Source organism: Shivajiella indica (assembly GCF_042683085.1).
GTDB lineage: Bacteria > Bacteroidota > Bacteroidia > Cytophagales > Cyclobacteriaceae > Shivajiella > Shivajiella indica.
The window spans coordinates 231473-249673 of record NZ_JBHUIV010000025.1 but is presented as its reverse complement, the minus strand read 5'-3'; the positions used below and the strand labels follow the sequence as shown (position 1 = coordinate 249673).

Annotated in this window: 17 protein-coding genes; 13 read left to right on the top strand and 4 right to left on the bottom strand. The window is 38.1% G+C overall.

What is annotated here, in order from left to right; genetic code table 11:
* Positions 1 to 954, top strand: a complete 954-nt coding sequence (metF, locus tag ACFSKV_RS17445; protein WP_380805674.1) for a methylenetetrahydrofolate reductase [NAD(P)H] — start codon at positions 1 to 3, stop codon at positions 952 to 954.
* Between the two features lie 229 nt (positions 955 to 1183).
* Here the strand turns inward: metF and ACFSKV_RS17440 are convergent, their stop codons facing one another.
* Positions 1184 to 2473, bottom strand: coding sequence for a glycosyltransferase family 4 protein (locus ACFSKV_RS17440; RefSeq protein ID WP_380805672.1), 1290 nt, complete (start codon positions 2471 to 2473; stop codon positions 1184 to 1186).
* A gap of 102 nt (positions 2474 to 2575) precedes the next feature.
* Positions 2576 to 3562: an aldo/keto reductase gene (locus ACFSKV_RS17435; protein WP_380805669.1), complete on the bottom strand. Its 987-nt coding sequence runs from the start codon at positions 3560 to 3562 to the stop codon at positions 2576 to 2578.
* 76 nt (positions 3563 to 3638) lie between these two features.
* Here ACFSKV_RS17435 and ACFSKV_RS17430 point away from each other — a divergent pair, with 76 nt between their 5' ends.
* Positions 3639 to 4028: a Dabb family protein gene (locus ACFSKV_RS17430; protein WP_380805667.1), complete on the top strand. Its 390-nt coding sequence runs from the start codon at positions 3639 to 3641 to the stop codon at positions 4026 to 4028.
* 49 nt (positions 4029 to 4077) lie between these two features.
* A complete protein-coding gene (locus ACFSKV_RS17425; protein WP_380805664.1) occupies positions 4078 to 5421 on the top strand; it encodes a S41 family peptidase in 1344 nt (447 codons plus the stop codon).
* A 41-nt stretch (positions 5422 to 5462) separates the two neighbouring features.
* Here ACFSKV_RS17425 and pdxA read toward each other — a convergent pair whose 3' ends face one another.
* Positions 5463 to 6488: a 4-hydroxythreonine-4-phosphate dehydrogenase PdxA gene (pdxA, locus tag ACFSKV_RS17420; RefSeq protein ID WP_380805662.1), complete on the bottom strand. Its 1026-nt coding sequence runs from the start codon at positions 6486 to 6488 to the stop codon at positions 5463 to 5465.
* Positions 6489 to 6678: 190 nt separating this feature from the next.
* Here pdxA and rsmA point away from each other — a divergent pair, with 190 nt between their 5' ends.
* The 9 genes from rsmA (at position 6679) to ACFSKV_RS17375 (ending at position 15022) form a co-directional block, all read left to right on the top strand.
* On the top strand, positions 6679 to 7461 hold the full coding sequence (gene rsmA, locus ACFSKV_RS17415; RefSeq protein WP_380805658.1) for a 16S rRNA (adenine(1518)-N(6)/adenine(1519)-N(6))-dimethyltransferase RsmA: 783 nt from the start codon (positions 6679 to 6681) through the stop codon (positions 7459 to 7461).
* Positions 7449 to 8816 carry a magnesium transporter gene (gene mgtE, locus ACFSKV_RS17410; RefSeq protein WP_380805656.1) on the top strand — a complete coding sequence of 456 codons (1368 nt, stop codon included), beginning with the start codon at positions 7449 to 7451 and terminating at the stop codon, positions 8814 to 8816. The genes rsmA and mgtE overlap by 13 nt, the downstream gene beginning before the upstream one ends.
* A 7-nt stretch (positions 8817 to 8823) precedes the next feature.
* On the top strand, positions 8824 to 9303 hold the full coding sequence (locus tag ACFSKV_RS17405) for a hypothetical protein (protein WP_380805653.1): 480 nt from the start codon (positions 8824 to 8826) through the stop codon (positions 9301 to 9303).
* A 23-nt stretch (positions 9304 to 9326) separates the two neighbouring features.
* The gene (locus ACFSKV_RS17400) at positions 9327 to 10280 is read left to right on the top strand and encodes an NAD(P)-dependent oxidoreductase (RefSeq protein WP_380805651.1); all 954 of its coding nucleotides are present in this window, start codon (positions 9327 to 9329) and stop codon (positions 10278 to 10280) included.
* Positions 10281 to 10418: 138 nt separating this feature from the next.
* Entirely contained in the window at positions 10419 to 10892 is a 474-nt protein-coding gene (gene greA / locus ACFSKV_RS17395; RefSeq protein ID WP_380805649.1) for a transcription elongation factor GreA, read from the top strand.
* Positions 10893 to 10942: 50 nt separating this feature from the next.
* Complete coding sequence (locus ACFSKV_RS17390) at positions 10943 to 11341, top strand: HIT family protein (RefSeq protein ID WP_380805646.1); 399 nt, start codon at positions 10943 to 10945, stop codon at positions 11339 to 11341.
* Positions 11342 to 11543: 202 nt separating this feature from the next.
* Positions 11544 to 12857 (top strand): xylose isomerase, encoded by a 1314-nt coding sequence (gene xylA / locus ACFSKV_RS17385; protein ID WP_380805644.1) that lies wholly within the window; start codon positions 11544 to 11546, stop codon positions 12855 to 12857.
* A 222-nt stretch (positions 12858 to 13079) separates the two neighbouring features.
* Complete coding sequence (locus tag ACFSKV_RS17380) at positions 13080 to 13715, top strand: TetR/AcrR family transcriptional regulator (protein WP_380805642.1); 636 nt, start codon at positions 13080 to 13082, stop codon at positions 13713 to 13715.
* A gap of 11 nt (positions 13716 to 13726) precedes the next feature.
* On the top strand, positions 13727 to 15022 hold the full coding sequence (locus ACFSKV_RS17375) for a glycosyltransferase (protein WP_380805639.1): 1296 nt from the start codon (positions 13727 to 13729) through the stop codon (positions 15020 to 15022).
* 14 nt (positions 15023 to 15036) lie between these two features.
* On the opposite strand, the gene ACFSKV_RS17370 is transcribed toward ACFSKV_RS17375, so the two are convergent.
* Complete coding sequence (locus tag ACFSKV_RS17370; RefSeq protein ID WP_380805636.1) at positions 15037 to 16131, bottom strand: glycoside hydrolase family 43 protein; 1095 nt, start codon at positions 16129 to 16131, stop codon at positions 15037 to 15039.
* Positions 16132 to 16464: 333 nt separating this feature from the next.
* Here ACFSKV_RS17370 and ACFSKV_RS17365 point away from each other — a divergent pair, with 333 nt between their 5' ends.
* A complete protein-coding gene (locus tag ACFSKV_RS17365; RefSeq protein WP_380805633.1) occupies positions 16465 to 18183 on the top strand; it encodes an arylsulfatase in 1719 nt (572 codons plus the stop codon).
* The last annotated feature ends 18 nt before the right edge of the window (positions 18184 to 18201 follow it).

The following is an 18201-nucleotide window of genomic DNA, read 5'->3' as shown; positions in this document are numbered from 1 at the left end:
ATGAAAATTTCAGAATATATTGAACAGGCTGATAAGCCATTGTTTTCATTTGAAATCCTGCCACCTTTAAAGGGTCAGAGTCTAAAAGATTTATGTGAAGGCATTGAGCCTTTAATGGAATTCAAGCCACCTTTTGTAGATGTGACTTACCATAGGGAAGAATTTATTTATAAAAAACATCCCAATGGACTTTTAGAAAAAGTGAGTACCAAGAAGAGGCCTGGTACAGTAGGGATTTGTGCGGCCATTATGAACAGGTTCAAAATAGATGCAGTTCCCCATCTGTTATGTGGAGGATTTACTAAGGAAGAAACTGAAAATGCCCTTATTGACCTGAATTTCATTGGGGTTCAAAATATTCTTGCTCTAAGAGGGGATGCCCCTAAAAGCGAAAATAAGTTCGTCCCTGAACCTAATGGCCACGCTTTTACCAAGGATCTAGTATTACAGATTGTAGGTATGAACAAAGGAAAGTATTTGCATGAAGAAACCGAAACAGGTTTCCATACGGATTTTTGTGTAGGAGTTGCAGGATATCCTGAAAAGCATTTTGAGGCACCCAGTATGAAGTTTGATCTCAAGCATCTCAAAGAAAAAGTAGATGCCGGCGCAGAGTATATAGTAACACAAATGTTTTTTGACAATCAAAAATATTTTGACTTCGTCAAAAAGGTTAGGGAATTGGGGATTAAAGTACCCATTATTCCAGGGATCAAACCTATAACCACTTTGGGACAAATTACCATGTTACCACGGACTTTCTACCTTGACTTACCGGATGCCCTAATGGATGATTTGGAAAAATGCAAGACAAATGCTGATGTAAAAGATGTGGGAGTTGAATGGGCAATCCATCAGAGTAAAGAGTTGATTGCGAATGGGGTGCCGGTTTTGCATTATTATACAATGAGTAAAGCTGAGGCTACGTATAGGATAGCAAAAGAGGTCTTCTAAAGGTAGAAATTCGAATTTGTATTTCGGAATCGAAAGGTCTAAATCAAAACTTATGGCTTTTTAATTTTTTGTTGCTTTTATTCTTTATCAAGTCCCATAGAAAGGAGATTTACAGCTTAAGTTTTATGGTTGTATTGGAGATACCTGATTTTAGAAACTCTATGGTTTGAGGTAAAGAACTTAAGTTTGTTCCATTATTTTAAAGCAACTGTGTAATTCCAGCCCTCCATTATTTGATTGAAATCCTTTCCAAAATTCCCGCCAACTGACCTGTCAGATTTTTACGGGAATATTTTTGGATTTCGCGGGAGACTTGGAATTCAGCTTGGGGTATAAAATTTTCCAGGAAGTTTTGGATTCCTTTTATATCCTTATGGGAAAAGACCTGTCCGGCACCAGCTGTCTGTAAGATTTTTGCTGCATCTCCTTTTGGATCTCCTAAAGCCACCACAGGTCTGCCGGTTGCTATATATTCAAACAATTTACCTGGGATGTTTCCTTTGGCATTTTTGGTATCGGTAAGAACTAAAAGCAATAAATGGGCCTTTGCATAAAAATCAAATACTTTTTCATGACTCACATACCCTTCCATGACAACGTGGTTTCTTAACCAAATATCCTGGGCAACCATTTTCTCCAAAGTTTCAGATACTTTCCCGACAAAACGTACTTTGACTTTTTTCCCGGAAGTTTCAAATGCCTTTTTAAAAGCAATTAAAAAGGGATCTGGATTTCTGATAGCATCAACCACACCTGTGTATAATATTTCAATTCCGTCTTTGGAAGGTAATCTTTCTATCCAATTCAAGGGTAAGTCTTCTGTATCAAAACCATTGGTTAGAAGCTCAGTTTTTTTATCGATCATTTTTTCAAAGTCCATTTTAAAGCTTGGGCTGATGGTAGTGATGGCACTTGCCTGGAAAAGTACTTTCTGTTCCAGTTTATCATGTTTTCTTCTTACTATAGAGGTCATGGGGAGTGTATCCAAAAATTCCCATTTTGACCAAGGGTCTCTGAAATCTGCCAGCCAGGGTATTCCTGTTTTTTCATGCAGTTGGAGTCCGATTAGGTGCATACTATGAGGAGGACCGGTGGTAATTATGGCATGAAACTGTCCCTTTTGAACCAAATCAGTCAGAAAATTCACGGATGGTTTTACCCAAAACACTCTTGGATCAGGAATGAAAACATTTGCCCGCAACCAGATTCCCAATTTATCTAGCCAACCTTTTTTCTTTTTTTCAAGTACTTTAGAGGTGTCACCGGATTTTTGTTTTTTAAGTTTTCTGAATAGGCCATATGGTTCCCAGATAGGGAATTTAAGTACTTCCAAAAGTGGGTTGATTTCTTTTAAAAGACTTTCATCTTTTAGTTCAAAATCCGGATTCTCCGGTGTGAATATTACAGGCTCCCAACCAAATTCAGGAAGGTATTTGGCAAACTTCAACCAGCGCTGAACCCCTGAACCTCCTGAGGGGGGCCAGTAATAAGTAATGATAAGTACCCGTTTGTTTTGCACAGTGGAAGGAGTAAATTCTTTGGTAAATAAAGGAATGAAATTATTTATTAGCGTACATGAATTTTCTTTTAATTCAATTTCCCGGGTTAATTTCTTTGGGTTTTACCATAAATGATGGATCTCAGCTTTGAAATATTTTTTATAGATTTCTTCCACAGATAGCATTTGTTCGGGACTGATAGTTGGTAAGTCCATAGCATGAAGATTGGAAGTTACCTGTTGGACTTTCGAAGCACCCGGAATGACCGTGCTGACCTGTGGAAACATCAGGATCCAGCGAATGGCCCAAGCGGACAAAGGTTCATTACCTTTAAAGATTTCTTTTAATTCTTCAACGGCCTGCAACCCTTTATTGTAATCTACACCTGAGAAGGTTTCCCCCCTGTCAAACGCCTCCCCGTTTCTGTTGAAAGTCCTATGATCCTGAGGGTCAAATTTGGAAGTTGTCACAAGTTTTCCGCTCAGTAAACCACTTGCCAAAGGTACCCTGGCAATGATTCCAAATTGACTGATATTGGATTGGGAAAAAAGCTTTTCGGCAGGTTTTAGCCTAAACATATTGAAAATAATCTGAATAGTAGAAACTATTTCATATTTCATGGCGGCAATAGCCTCATCTACCAATTCAACGCTTACCCCCATTGCCTGAATCTTGCCTTCTTCTTTTAACCTTTCAAATAGTTCGAAAATCTCATCTCTCTGGTAAACAAGGGTTGGAGGGCAATGTAACTGGATTAGGTCAATCGATTCAAGTCCGGTATTTTTTAAGGAAGCTTCTACAAATCTCCTCAAAACCTCTGGCTTATAGCCCACATTGACATGAGGATTGATTTGTCTCCCGCATTTGGTAGCCACATAGATTTTTTCAGATCTTTCCCTGACTACTTTTCCAACAGCCTTTTCACTTAATCCTCCGTCATAGACATCTGCAGTATCAATAAAATTGATTCCATGGTCAATGGCAGTATGTATAATGTTATGGGCTATGGCTTCATTGAAATTTCCTCCCCAACCACCTCCAACTTGCCAGGTACCCAGCGAAACTTCAGACACCATCCATTCTGTTTTCCCCAATTTTCTATATTTCATATGACTTTAATATTTCATTTGAATGTTTCAGGAGGCAATTTAAATTTTTATCTTTAATGCCTTTAATAGAAATGGCATGAAATCCAGGAGAAAATTTATACAAACATTGACTGTGGCAGGTGCTGCAGCAACTTTACCTATTAATCTTATAGCAGAACAAATGGAAAAACAAAAAATGATACACCAGGTATTTTTCTGGTTGAAAGATGGTGTGGATGTTTCAGATTTTATGAAAGAAGCAGCTGTTTTAGGAAAATGCAAAACAGTAGATAAATTCTATATGGGGACTCCCGCACCCACTGAAGCGAGAAATGTAGTTGACCACAGCTACCAGGTTGCCTGTACCTTGTTTTTCAAAAGCATAGAGGATCAGAATGTTTACCAAACAGATCCTGATCATTTAAAATTTATTGAGAGAAATTCAAACAAATGGTCAGCTGTGAAAGTATATGATTTTGTAATATGAATCTTTCCTAAGTCAATACCGTATATTATTCAAATTCCAAAATTTGATAATGAATAAATTGAGATTGAATATCTGGGGAATTTTGTTGGCAATAGTCCTCATTTTCCCCGCCTGTAATCCTGAATCAGATGATGTTGAACCTATAAAAGTCCAAAATGCAGTTCAAAAGGCTATTTTTGATAGCATGAAAGAATGGTATTATTGGACCAGCGAAATTCCCGATGATGTAGATTTATCAGGAAGTTTATCCAATGAAGATCTTTTGGAAAAACTTAGGTACGCACCATTAGATAGACCAGGATGGACATATCTTACCACCCGGGCACAGTTTGAGGCAGCTTTCACGGGCCAGGTTTCTGGGGTTCATGGGTTCAGATTGGCATTGGATGAGAACGAAAATTTATTTGTAGCCTCAGTTTTGCCTAATGGGCCTGCAGGAAGAGATGGCTGGCAAAGGGGATGGGAGTTTATTGAAATTAACGGTAGATCCATTTCATCTTACAGGAATTCAAATGGCTCCTATTCTTTTGATTTGGGGCCTAATACTGTTGGTGTACAAAATACATTTAAGTTAAAATTACCGGATGGTACAGAGACAACCAGGACCATCGCCAAAGAGTCTTTTCAAGCTAATTCGGTAATTTTTGAGGATGTATTTGAAGCAAATGGAAAGAAAGTTGGATATTGGGTTTACGAAAGTTTTAGGGCGACCAGTGGTTTAACTCCAGTAAGAAGTCAGGAAGTTGAAAACTCCTTCAATTTCTTTATAAGTGAAGGTATAGATGAGCTGATTATTGATTTAAGATATAATGGGGGAGGTTCTGTAGATGTAGCAGCCCAGGTATTGAATTATTTGGTTCCGCAGAGTGCTTCCAATTCACCTTCATTTGTCTATAGATATAATGGAAACAAAATTGAGAATAATAGAACAATCAATTTTTCCAAAATTGGATCTTTGAACTTGAGCAGGGTTGTTTTTATTACTTCAAGAAGTTCTGCTTCTTCTTCAGAATTGATCATTAATTCCTTGTCACCTTATATGGAAGTTGTCTTGATTGGGGCAAACACCTATGGAAAACCTGTGGGTCAGTTTCCACTTTCTCAATTTAACAGGACTCTTCGGGAAAATGATGTGGAGGTAGTGCCAGTCACCTTTTCCATTGCCAATGCAAATGGCAGGGCTGATTATTTTGACGGCTTGGAAGCCAATTTCCTTGTAGGGGATGATTTCACAAAGAATTGGGGAGACCCTGAAGAGGCAAGACTTGCAGCCGCCCTGAATTTCATTAGTACAGGGGCTGTCTCCTCCCGTTTAGCATCTACTTATTATGAACCTATCTGGGAAATGATAGATTCCTTCAAAGGATTGGAAAAGGAATTCCCGATATATTAACTGGATATAAAAAATGCGGCAACTTAGCCGCTTTTTTTATATTAATCCTCTTCTGATTCCCAATCTCCTCTGTTTTTTATAATATCGTAGGCCTGGAGAATGGCAGCCCTCATAGAGCCTTCATCAGCAATTTTTTTACCTGCAATATTATAAGCTGTTCCATGGTCAGGGGAAGTTCTTACAATTGGCAGGCCTGCTGTAAAATTAACACCTGTCTCAAATGCAAGCGATTTGAAAGGAATCAACCCTTGGTCATGGTACATGGCCAGTACACCGTCAAATTTCTTTTGGTGCATCATGCCAAAAAAGCCATCTGAAGAATAAGGACCAAAGACCAATTGCCCTTTTTCTTTGTATTCCTTTATTAATGGTTTGATAATATTTTCTTCTTCTTCACCCAAAAGACCATCTTCTCCTGCATGCGGATTGAGGCCCAGAACAGCTATTCTAGGTTTGCCAATACCGAAATCTTCCTGAAGAGATTTCAACATGATATCCAGCTTTTTTTTAATATTTTCTTTCGTAATATTTTCTGCTACCTTTTTTAAGGGAACATGACCGGTGACTAAACCGACCCTAATATCTTCAGCCACAAGAAACATCAAGCTTTCTTGTATGCCAAATGCTTCAGTCAGATATTCTGTATGTCCAACAAATCTTTTTTCAGGGCTGTTGATGTTGTTTTTATTGAGTGGGGCAGTAACAAGACCGTCTAATTTTCCATCTTTGAGATCTTTTATGGCAAAGTCCAATGCAGCAAGAGCTAATTTTCCTGCCTCATGGGTTTCTACTCCCGGAATGACTTCTGGGCTTTCTTCCGAAACATTGATGGCATTGACTTTTTTGTGATGGACCTCGTCAATATTGCGGATTTGCATGAAATTGAACTCCTCGAGCTCCAATTGTTTACGATAGAAAGTCAGGACTTTACCATGTCCATAGATTACCGGTGTAATCAATTTTTGAATTCTATTGTCAGAAAGCGCCTTAAGGGTGGTTTCAACTCCTATACCATTAATGTCGCCTATACTTATTCCTATGACTGGTTTATTTTTTCTTGGATTCATTAATTCAAGCGGTTCCTTTAATTAATATTAATTTAATTTCCATTTTCCGAAGAATAATCATTATAGTTCAGATATTTTTATTTTCCGGTATGGTATGCAAGAGAATGAGATCTCAAATAAATAGTAGGCCTTTGTGATAATTCTCTTATTTTTGATCTGCAATTTATATAAAATAATCATAGTATAGCCAATGGAAAAGGTCAAACCTAAAAAACACCTTGGTCAGCATTTTCTGGTCGATCTAAGTATCGCTGAAAATATTGCTAAGGCTGTTACTGGGCATCTTGGAGTAAAAAAATTACTTGAGATAGGTCCTGGAATGGGCGTGTTGACAGATTTCCTTTTGAATGGGGGATGGGATTTGTATCTGGTGGATATAGATTCAGAATCCATTCAATATCTGCATAAAAAATACCCTGATTTGGGAGATAAAATCATTGAGGCAGATTACTTGAAATCGGATTTTTCCACAATTATGAAAGGTCCTTATGCTATTGCAGGTAATTTCCCCTATAACATTTCGTCCCAAATTTTCTTTAAAATATTGGATGAAAGAAACATTGTCACGGAAGTTGTTTGTATGTTACAAAAAGAAGTGGCCCAAAGAATTGCTTCCCCTAAGGGGAATAAGGATTATGGAATACTTTCCGTTTTGCTTCAGGCTTATTATGATATTGAGTATCTGTTTTCGGTTCCACCAGGGGTTTTCAACCCACCACCTAAGGTGAATTCAGGAGTAATCAGGCTGAAAAGAAATAATGTAGAGAAATTGGATTGTGATGAAAAACTCTTCTTCAGGGTAGTCAAACAAGGATTTGGAACAAGGAGGAAAACGCTTAGAAATTGTATGAAATCATTGGGTATTCCTGAAGAAATGAAGGAAGATCCGATATTGGATAAAAGAGCCGAACAGTTGGATGTTCAGGAATTTGTTATGCTCACAAAAAAACTACAAAAGTCTTGGAACCCATAAAAACATTTGAATTATCCAAGGAATACCTGGAGAGCCTACGCGAAGGCATTGAGCTTCTTGACAATGAGTTTATCAAACAATCATTAGAAGGGGTAAACGTTGCCGATATTGCCGCCATTTTGGATGAGCTTAATATGGACGAGGCAATTTATGTGCTCCGCCTATTGGATCATTCTTTTGCCGCAGATATTTTAATTGAGTTGGATGAGGATTCCCTGGTCAAAGTTATCAGGGAAATGGATCCTATTGAATTGGCTGCGCTTATTGATGAGATGGAATCTGATGATGCAGCTGACATCCTTATCTTAATGCCAACGAAGGAAAGAGAAGATGTCATCAGCAATTTGCAGGTGAAAGAAAAGTCTGCCAACATTCTGGACTTGTTACGATATGATGAATATTCTGCAGGAGGTTTGATGGCCAAGGAATTTATAAAAGCAAATAAAAACTGGAATGTCATTCAGACCATTGAAGAAATTAGAAGACAGGCGGAAAATGTGGAGAAAATATATTCCATTTATGTTGTGGACAATAGACAGCATCTCCTAGGCCGGGTTTCTTTGAAGAAAATAATCCTTGCCTCTTCAGACACTAAAATTTCTGATATCTATGAACCGGAATTGATTTCTGTACCAACGCATATGGAAGGAGAGGAAGTAGCAGAAATTATGAGAAAGTATGATTTGGAATCTCTGCCGGTAGTAAATGCAAAAAACAGATTGGTAGGAAGGATTACTGTAGATGATATTTTGGATTTAATCCGTGAGCAATCAGAAGAAGATATTCAGGCGATGACCGGTATTTCGGCGGATATTGAAGAGTCTGACTCTGTTTTCAGGATTTCAAAAGCCAGATTGCCTTGGTTGCTCATTGGGGTAATTGGAGGCTTGATGGGGGCAAAGATCATTGGGTTATTTGAAGATGGATTGAGCAAATACATTGCCCTTGCGTCATTTATTCCTTTGGTGGCAGCTACAGGGGGAAATGTGGGTATACAATCCTCTTCCCTTGTTGTTCAGACCTTGGCGTCAAAGTCTGTGTTCAATGATACTCCCTGGCAAAGGTTTATCAAAGGCCTGATGATTGCCCTAGTGAATGGTTTGGTGTTAGGCGCATTTGTTTTCAGTGTGGTCGTTTTTATTTATGGTTTTGAAAGTATATTTGGATTAACAATTGGACTTGCGATGTTCTGTGTAGTCCTTTTGGCTTCCTTTATGGGTACGGTGACACCTTTGGTATTGGATAAATTTGGTATTAATCCAGCCATTGCGTCAGGACCCTTTATTACTACTGCCAATGACCTTTTGGGCCTGGCAGTTTATTTTGGCGTTGCCATGGCCCTTCTAAAATTATGATGTCATTATGCCAGCAAAACTGAATGATAAAAATTATTGGTACCAGGTTTCAGACAATGGAATCCAGTTCCTTTCTCCAAAATCTGGTTTTATAAGTTGGGAAAACGTAGAAAGGGTACAGATTTTAAATGATGTGACAGTAAAGCATCCTAAATCAACATTTGGGATTGGATTGATTTTGATTACTTCTGTTCTGGTTTTAATTCCTTTTCAAAAACTTAGTTTACCCTTTTTTGGCCAGGATGCAGCAATTTGGGGTGCAGTGATCATTCTTTTTGTTTACCTGGTAATGATGGGGTTTGGTATTTGGTTTATAAGAAAAGCCCTCATTAAAAAACCTGTCTTAAAAATCCACTTAAAGTCCGGGGGAAATGAAATCATTGTAATGGGTGGGGGTGATGAGGAAGGATCGGATCATAATATCATTTCCTCGTTGACTAAATATCTTGGTCCAACCAAAGTTACTTTTTGTAAGGAAGCAGCTTAATATATTCAATTTTAGATTTAATTATGAACCAATCGTGGGGAAATCCAAGAACTGTTTTGATCATTGACGAAATGCATCTTTCTATCATTCCTTTATTGAAAGAGGAAGGTTTTGCGGTTGATTACAGACCTGAAATAAAAAGGTCCGAAATTTTGGAGATTATTGGGGGTTTTATGGGTTTAATTATCCGATCTAAAACTCCATTGGATAGGGAATTGTTGGAAAAAGCCATTAAGTTGAAATTTATAGGTAGAGCAGGTGCCGGTTTGGACAAGATAGATTTAGACTACCTGGAAGAACACGATATTAAACTGTTTCATGCGGCTGAGGGTAATATGGATGCTGTTGGAGAACATGCAATAGGAGGGCTATTGGCCCTGTTCAATCATATTGGTAGGGCAGACTTCGAGGTGCGAAAGGGTTTATGGAAAAGGGAAGAAAACAGAGGAGTGGAGTTACAGGGTAAAACAGTAGGTATTATTGGGTACGGCAATATGGGCTCTTCCTTCGCCAAAAAACTTTCAGGCTTTGATGTGACCATCTTGGCATATGATAAATATAAAAAGGGTTTTGGGAATGATAATGTAGAGGAGGTTTCCTTAAAACGAATTAAGGAAGAAGTCGATGTTTTGAGTATTCATGTGCCTTTGACAAAAGAAACCAGGAATTTTCTAAATCTTGATCAACTTTTAGGTTTTAAAAAGCCATTTTATTTTATCAATACTGCTAGAGGTGAAATAATAACTTTTGACACGTTGAATAAGGCATTGGACAGAGGTATTATAAAAGGGGCGGTACTGGATGTGTTGGAAAATGAAAAATTCAACACCTTTACTCCTGAGCAAAAAGAATCATTTGAGAAATTGGCAGAAAGGGAAAATGTTATATTCAGCCCGCACATTGCCGGATGGACTCATGAATCTTATGAAAAGATTAATCAGGTTTTATTGAAAAAAATAAAATTGGCGGGATTTTAATTGTCGCCACTTTCTTTTGCTTTGTCTTAAGGATTTACTTACCTTTGCTTATCAACATAATAAAAGTGGATAAGAAGAAACGGTTTCAGAAATGAGACCGTTCTTTTATTTTTCATAGTCTAAGTAAAATTAATTACCATGGGAAAAATACAATACTACACTGAAGAAGGACTGAAAAAGTTGAAGGATGAGCTTCAGGAACTGAAAACAAAAGGCCGAATTGATATTGCCAAGCAAATAGCTGAAGCTAGAGACAAAGGAGATTTAAGTGAAAATGCCGAATATGATGCGGCCAAAGATGCACAAGGTTTGCTGGAATTGAAAATTGCCAAACTGGAAGAAGTGGTGGGAAATGCCCGTGTAATGGATAATTCCAAACTAGACACTTCAAAGGTTGGAATCCTTAGCACTGTAAAAATTAAAAATATCAAAAATGGTATGACAGTTACCTACACTTTGGTGTCAGAGGAAGAAGCTGATCTGAAGTCCGGAAAGATTTCCTTGGCATCTCCTTTTGGAAAAGGTCTTCTAGGTAAATCTGTGGGTGAGATTGCCCAAATTAATGCCCCTGCAGGTGTGCTGGAATTTGAGGTTTTGGACATCGCTTACTAATATTTAATTCTCCCGATGGATTCTACCTCGGGATTTTTTATTTTTATCCCATGGCAACCATATTTACTAAAATAATCAATAGAGAAATCCCTGCCTATATCGTGGCAGAAGATGATCAGTATATTGCATTTTTGGATATCATGCCTTTGGCAAAAGGCCATGTACTTGTTGTTCCCAAAGTTGAAGTGGATTATATTTTTGATCTCGAGGATAATGTATTGGCAGGATTGCATGTTTTTGCAAAAAAAGTTGCCAGAGCAATGGATAAAACCATCAAATGCACCAGAATTGGGGTGGCAGTGATTGGTTTGGAGGTCCCCCATGTGCACGTTCATCTCATTCCTTTACGCAGTATGGACGACATCAATTTCTCAAGACCAAAGTTAAAATTATCTTCTGAGGAGATGCAACAAATTGCAGATACCATCAAGAAAGGATTTGATATTTGACAGGGGAAATTGCTGCCCTCCTTTCAATTGATTTTTAAGAAGTTTAATGGTTTAGACTTTCCGTTCGTCAGGTTTGCAACCGATTCCATATGGTTTTGCTTACTTCGATCACAAAGCTGTTGCAAACGTTTTCCATATTCAGAAAAATTGAATAATTTCATCCAAAATTTAATATTTCAAACCTGTTTTTAACCCAAATAAGATGTCCAAAACCTATTTTCCAGGAATTGACAAAATCAAGTTTGAGGGTAAGGGTTCCAAGAATCCTTTCGCCTTTAAATATTATGATGCAAATAAAGTAGTGGCAGGGAAGCCTATGAAAGATCATTTCAAATTTGCCATTGCCTACTGGCATACCTTCTGTGCTACCGGAGCAGACCCATTCGGTCCGGGTACTATGGTTCGTCCATGGGATGCCAGCGCGGATGCGGTTCAAAGAGCAAAAGATAAAATGGATGCTGCATTTGAATTTTTCACTAAAATCGGAGCTGAGTATTATTGTTTCCACGATGTGGACTTGATTGATGAGGGGGGCAGTATTGCTGAATATGAGGAGAGGATGAAAATTATTACCGATTATGCCCTTGAAAAACAAAAAGAAACCGGTGTTAGATTACTTTGGGGTACAGCCAATGTATTCAGTAATCCAAGGTATATGAATGGAGCTTCTACCAATCCGGATTTTGATGTAGTGGCTTGGGCAGGAACCCAAGTGAAAAACTCCATTGATGCTACTATCAAGCTAGGTGGAGAAAATTATGTGTTTTGGGGAGGACGTGAAGGATATATGTCCTTGTTGAATACAGATATGAAAAGGGAAACGGATCATTTGGCCAGATTTTTAACAATGGCAAGGGACTATGCAAGATCCAAAGGATTTAAAGGAAATTTCTTTATCGAGCCTAAACCCATGGAACCCACCAAGCATCAGTATGATTATGACAGTGCAACAGTGGTTGGCTTTTTAAGACATCATGGCCTCGATAAAGATTTCAAAATCAATGTGGAAGTGAACCATGCGACTTTGGCAGGACACACCTTTCAACATGAGTTACAGGTAGCTGCAGATGCAGGGATGTTGGGTTCTATTGATGCAAATCGAGGGGATTATCAAAATGGTTGGGATACTGACCAATTTGCCATCAACCTTCAGGAATTGACAGAAGCAATGTTGGTCATTCTTCAAAGTGGAGGAATCAAGGGGGGAGGAGTGAATTTTGATGCCAAGGTGAGGAGGAATTCAACCGATCTTGAGGATCTTTTTATTGCTCATATAGGTTCCATGGATGCTTTTGCAAGAGCCTTGTTGATTGCAGATAAAATTTTAACAGAATCTGAGTATACCATATTAAGAAAGAAGAGATATGCTTCTTTTGATTCAGGCAAAGGAAAGGAATTTGAAGATGGAAAACTTTCTTTGGAAGACTTAAGAGCACATGCAATAGCTTCAGGGGAACCAAAACAGACCAGTGGCAAGCAGGAATTGTATGAGAATATTTTGAACGAGTTTATTTGATTTTGGATTTTGAAAATAAGAATTTCAGATTGGCCAGCGGAGAGAACTCTGCTGGTTTTTTTTTATAAGGGATCCTGTCGGGAAAAATCGAAAAGTCACCTTATTGGCAGGTCTTTTCAAAATGTAGCTTCTGTCCAAGTTTAATAATTTCACTTATTCCTATTAGCTGAAATTAAAGAGTCTTGTTTAGGTTGATTAAAATTTCATGTCACTTATATTGACATGAATAAATTTAATGTCTACTTTACTGACATGAAATCACAATCTTCTAAAAGAACTTACAGAATGACAGCCAGGGCCAAAAAGGCCAGTGAGAATGAAATAAATATTATGAAGGCTGCGGTTGAACTTTGGGTTGACTTTTCCATCCAGGACATCACACTTGAAAAAGTAGCAGAAAAATCTGGAGTTACCGTCCGTACCATTCTCAGAAAGTTTGGTTCAAAAGAAGGATTAATTGAAGCCTGTGTTGAAAATGATACTGCCAGTAGAAGGAATAGTAGGGATTTAGCGGTTACTGGGGAATATAAGAACGCCTTAGATATCCTACTTCAGGATTATGAAAAATTAGGAGATGCTTCTTTCAGGACATTGGCCGTTGAAAAAGAACTTCCCATAGCAAGAAAAATATTAAATAGAGGCCGGAAAAGCCATCGAGAATGGTGTGCAAGGATTTTTTCAACTGATCTACCAGAAGTAAATGCTCCGGATTATGAGCATAAATTATTGACCTTTATTACAGCGACTGAATTTTATTTATGGAAACTGTTGCGTAGAGACTTAGGGAAAAGTTATGAGGAAACATTTGAGGTCTTTAAATCTCTTGTTGAGGGCTTGATTCAAAGAAAAATTACCTAAAAACTACAAATATGGAAAAGAAAAGCAATTACCTATTTGTTACTATAGACGGAGGAGGGAATATTCCCCCGGTATTGGGTTTGGCAAATGGATTAAGGGAAAGAGGGCATCAGGTTACAATTCTGACTGAACCCTGCCTTGAGCCGGTTATAACTTCTTTGGGCTTGAATTTTATCTCCTTCAAAGAATATTTTACAAGAACCGATAGGAAAGAGGATATTTGTAAGGATTGGAATGCAACTTTGTTCAATCAGCCCACTTTTGACAATATTTTATTCGGTCCAGCTGAAATTGTAATAAAAGAAACGCTCCAGGCAATCAAAAAAACTGATGCCGGAATTTTGGTAATGGATGTTCTTCTACCGCCTGGTTTGATTGCTGGAGAGATTTGTAACATACCCAGAGTGATATTATTTCATATGCCGGAATATATGCCAGGACCAAATAGACCGCCCGGCGTAATGGGGCTTACACCTGGTAAGGGAATATTTGGAAGGTTTCGTGATAGAGTATTAATGAAAGTTTTTAACATTAAACTTAATTCCTACCTTCCTAAAATTAACAAGATCAGGGCTTTTTATGAGCTTCAGCCCCTAAAGAATCTTTCAGATTTATTGCACGGGGCTGATTTGAGGTTGATTCAAACAACAGAATTATTTGATTTTCCAATTAAACCTGTACCAAAAAATGTGAGGTATATTGGGCCAATATTGGATGACCCTGATTGGGCCAATGAATGGGAAAACCCATGGACTGAGGATGATTCAAATCCTTTGATAGTCATCAGCCTTTCTACTACATTTCAAAATCAGGCAGCTGTAATTCAGTCTTGTATAGATGCTTTGTCGGGAATAAAGGTGAGAGGTTTGGTGACTTTGGGATTGGCGATGGAAGATGAGCTTTTCTCATTACCGGAGAATGTAAAATTGATCAAATCTGCACCTCATTCCCAGGTTTTTCCTCATTCAGATGCAGTAATCACTCACGGAGGACATGGCACTATTATGAGGGCATTATCATTTGGATTGCCCATAATTTGTCTCCCAATGGGCAGAGACCAGAAAGATAACGCGGCCAAAGTGGTTCATCATGGATTAGGATTAAAATTATCAAAGAAATCCAGTCCAAAAGACATCACGAGGGCAATTCATGAAATATTAGAAAACCCAAGTTACCGGTCGAAAGCTAAAAAAATGGGTATGGCGATACTTGAAGATTGTAAAGCTGAAAGAGGAATTATGGAATTGGAAAAACTGGCTTGGATTAATAAAAAAGTTCAAGAACCGGCTCCAAATCAATTACCTTGACTTGGAGCCAGATATTATTTCTTCATGGGATCGATGGTCTGAATAGTCCCATCAGCATTATGGATTAATTCGGTCATCTTTATATTTCTTAAGGGAGTTTTTCCCGAAAGTTCGGTATCATGGTAAAATAGATACCATTTTCCCTCAAAATTCACAATAGAATGGTGGTTTGTCCACCCCTGAACAGGGTTAAGGATATTTCCCTGATAAGTAAATGGACCATAAGGATTGTCGCCAATTCCATAAGCTATGAAATGGGTATCTCCAGTAGAATAGGAAAAATAATATTTCCCATTATGCTTATGAACCCAAGAAGCTTCAAAGAACCTTTTTTCATTATCTCCTGCTTTGATCGGCTCTCCATTTTTGTCCAACAACAACACTTCCCGTGGTTTTTCTGAAAATTCAAGCATATTATTGCTGAGTTTGGCAACGAAAGGCATCAGGGCTTTTTCCTCATGTGCGGGAATCCCATCAGTTGGACCTTTTCTTCCTTCTACAAGTTTCTGGTCCTCAAACCACTGTAATTGACCTCCCCAAATCCCTCCAAAATAAAGGTAATAACTTCCATCTTCATCTTCATAAACAGCAGGATCCATACTAAATGATCCCTTAATGGGTTCTGGTTGGGCTTTGAAAGGACCGGTAGGACTATCGGCCACAGCCACCCCGATCCGGAAAATATCATTTTTATCTTTGGCAGGGAAATAGAGGTAATATTTTCCATCTTTTTGTGCAGCATCAGGAGCCCAAAGTTGTCGGCCTGCCCATGGAATATCCTCTAATTTTATTACTGCACCATGGTCAATCACTTCAGCTACAGGATTATCCATGGAAAAGACATGGTAATCTTTCATATCAAAATGAGAACCCATATCATCTTCCAGAACCTCTGATTCAATGTCATGTGAAGGATAAATATAAATTTTTCCATTGAAAACATGTGCGGAGGGATCTGCTGTGTAAAGATGAGTCACTAAGGGTTTATGGACGAAAGGAGATTGTTCCTCATCAAGAACTTCTGTGACTTCTTCTTGCTTGGATTCTTTTGGTCCACAATTCAGTAAAAGCAAGGCTGTTATGCCAAATAAAAGAAATTTACGTATCATAGGTTTTTTAGGTTAATTCGGATAAAATTATTAAAAATTGGAATAACACTTTGAGTTTCTGGCTGAATTATTTGAAAACTCAAGTAATAAACCCTAAACAATTAAATGGAATTGGTCAATTTAAATTTTGTAAACTGGAAAATTCTGATTCTTAATTTGAATTACCCTTTCCGATGGATTCAACAGGGAATTATTTGCCTGAAAAAGAAAATTCCATTAAAAATTGAATCGATAGAAAAGGAAATGGAATTTCTAATTCCAACCAAAGAAAATTAAGTTGTTGCGAACAAATATTTTCTATTGTATTTTTATTAAAATCAGAGATTATTTGACTTGAATAAAAATCATTTATCCTTAATTTTCTATATTTTCTTTTGGGTTTCTTGTCAGGAGAAAGTTCAGGAAAGACCATTAAATGTCTTGCTGGTAATCACTGACGACCAAGGATGGGGTGATTTATCTTATAATGGGAACCCTTACGTTTCCACACCAAACATAGATAACTTGGCAGACTCGTCAGTGGTTTTTGACAGATTTTATGTTTCGCCTGTTTGTGCCCCGACCAGGGCTTCTCTTTTAACAGGAAGATACCATCTTGCTACCGGCACTACTTGGGTGACGCACCGAATGGAGGTAATGAGGGAAGAGGAACTGACCATTGCGGAATTGCTGAAAGCTGAGGGTTACAAAACTGGATTATTTGGAAAATGGCATCAGGGAAAACAGTTTCCCCATGATCCAATCGGACAAGGTTTCGATGAGTTTTTTGGGTATTCGGAGGGTCATATAAATAATTACTTTGATACCAAGCTGACTCACAATTTTTCCGAAGTACAAACCACAGGTTATTTACCGGATGTGCTAACTGATAAAGCTATTGCTTTTATGAAATCAGAAGAGCCATTTTTTACCATGGTTTCTTATAATACTCCCCACAGTCCTTTTCAGGTTCCGGACAGGTATTTTGATAAATACAAATCTATGGAATTGCCAAATAAGGAAGCCTGCATTTATGGTATGGTAGAAAACCTTGATGAGAATATTGGGAGATTGATTGATTTTCTAAATTCAACCGGTAAGATGAATAACACTATTGTTATTTTCATGACAGACAATGGCCCGAACGGTATAAGGTATAACGGAGGCATGAAAGGAATCAAAGGACATATTGATGAAGGTGGTGTGAGAGTGCCTTTTTTCATAAAAATTCCAGGTGTTGAAGGTAAAAAGTTGGAACCATGGGCCGGGCATATAGATATACTTCCAACATTGGCGGATTTCTTAGGTATTGCATTGCCTGAAAATGTTGATATACACGGAAAAAGTTTGAAGCCCTTGATAAACGGGGATTCGCTTTGGATTGACAGGTATTTTTTCACCCATCAGGTTGTAAGAGATTTTGATACCATTCCCGGTGCTGTCCGAAACCAGGAGTTTTTGTTGACGATAAAAGGGAATGAAAAAGCATTATTCAACCTATTAGAAGATCCAGAACAAAAAACTAACATTCTTTCTGAATTCGAAGGAACTGCGGAAGATTTGGAGGGCAGATATCAGTCCTGGTTCAAGGAAATGACCAAAAAAGGTATTAATCCACCTTTGATTCAGGTCGGGCATCATGTCGTACCAACCGTTTGCTTACCTGCTCCAGATGGAGAGCTTTTTGGACAGGTCCATTTTAAGGGGGTTATGGGTTGGGCCAATGACTGGGTTTTGGGGTTTGATTCTGCAGATGACAAAGTTTCTTGGGAAATGTTGGTGGTGGAGGATACTAACTATGACATTTTTGTTGAAATGGTTAATGTTAAACCTTTGGGAATGAAGGTTGAAATGAATGGGGAATCAATGATTATTCAAGTGGATAAAAAGAATGAGGGCAAGGAAGTCCCTTCTCTCGACAAGGTTCCAAGATCAGAAGTGTATGAAAAAGAGTGGCCATGGGTTCCAGTGGGCAAAAAAAGATTTGAAAAAGGGAAGGTTTTGCTTAGTTTAAGCCTTGAGCATGGATTTGATTCTGGATTGGAAATCAAATCTATAATCCTTCAAAAATAACCGCCTTAAAACCTATTG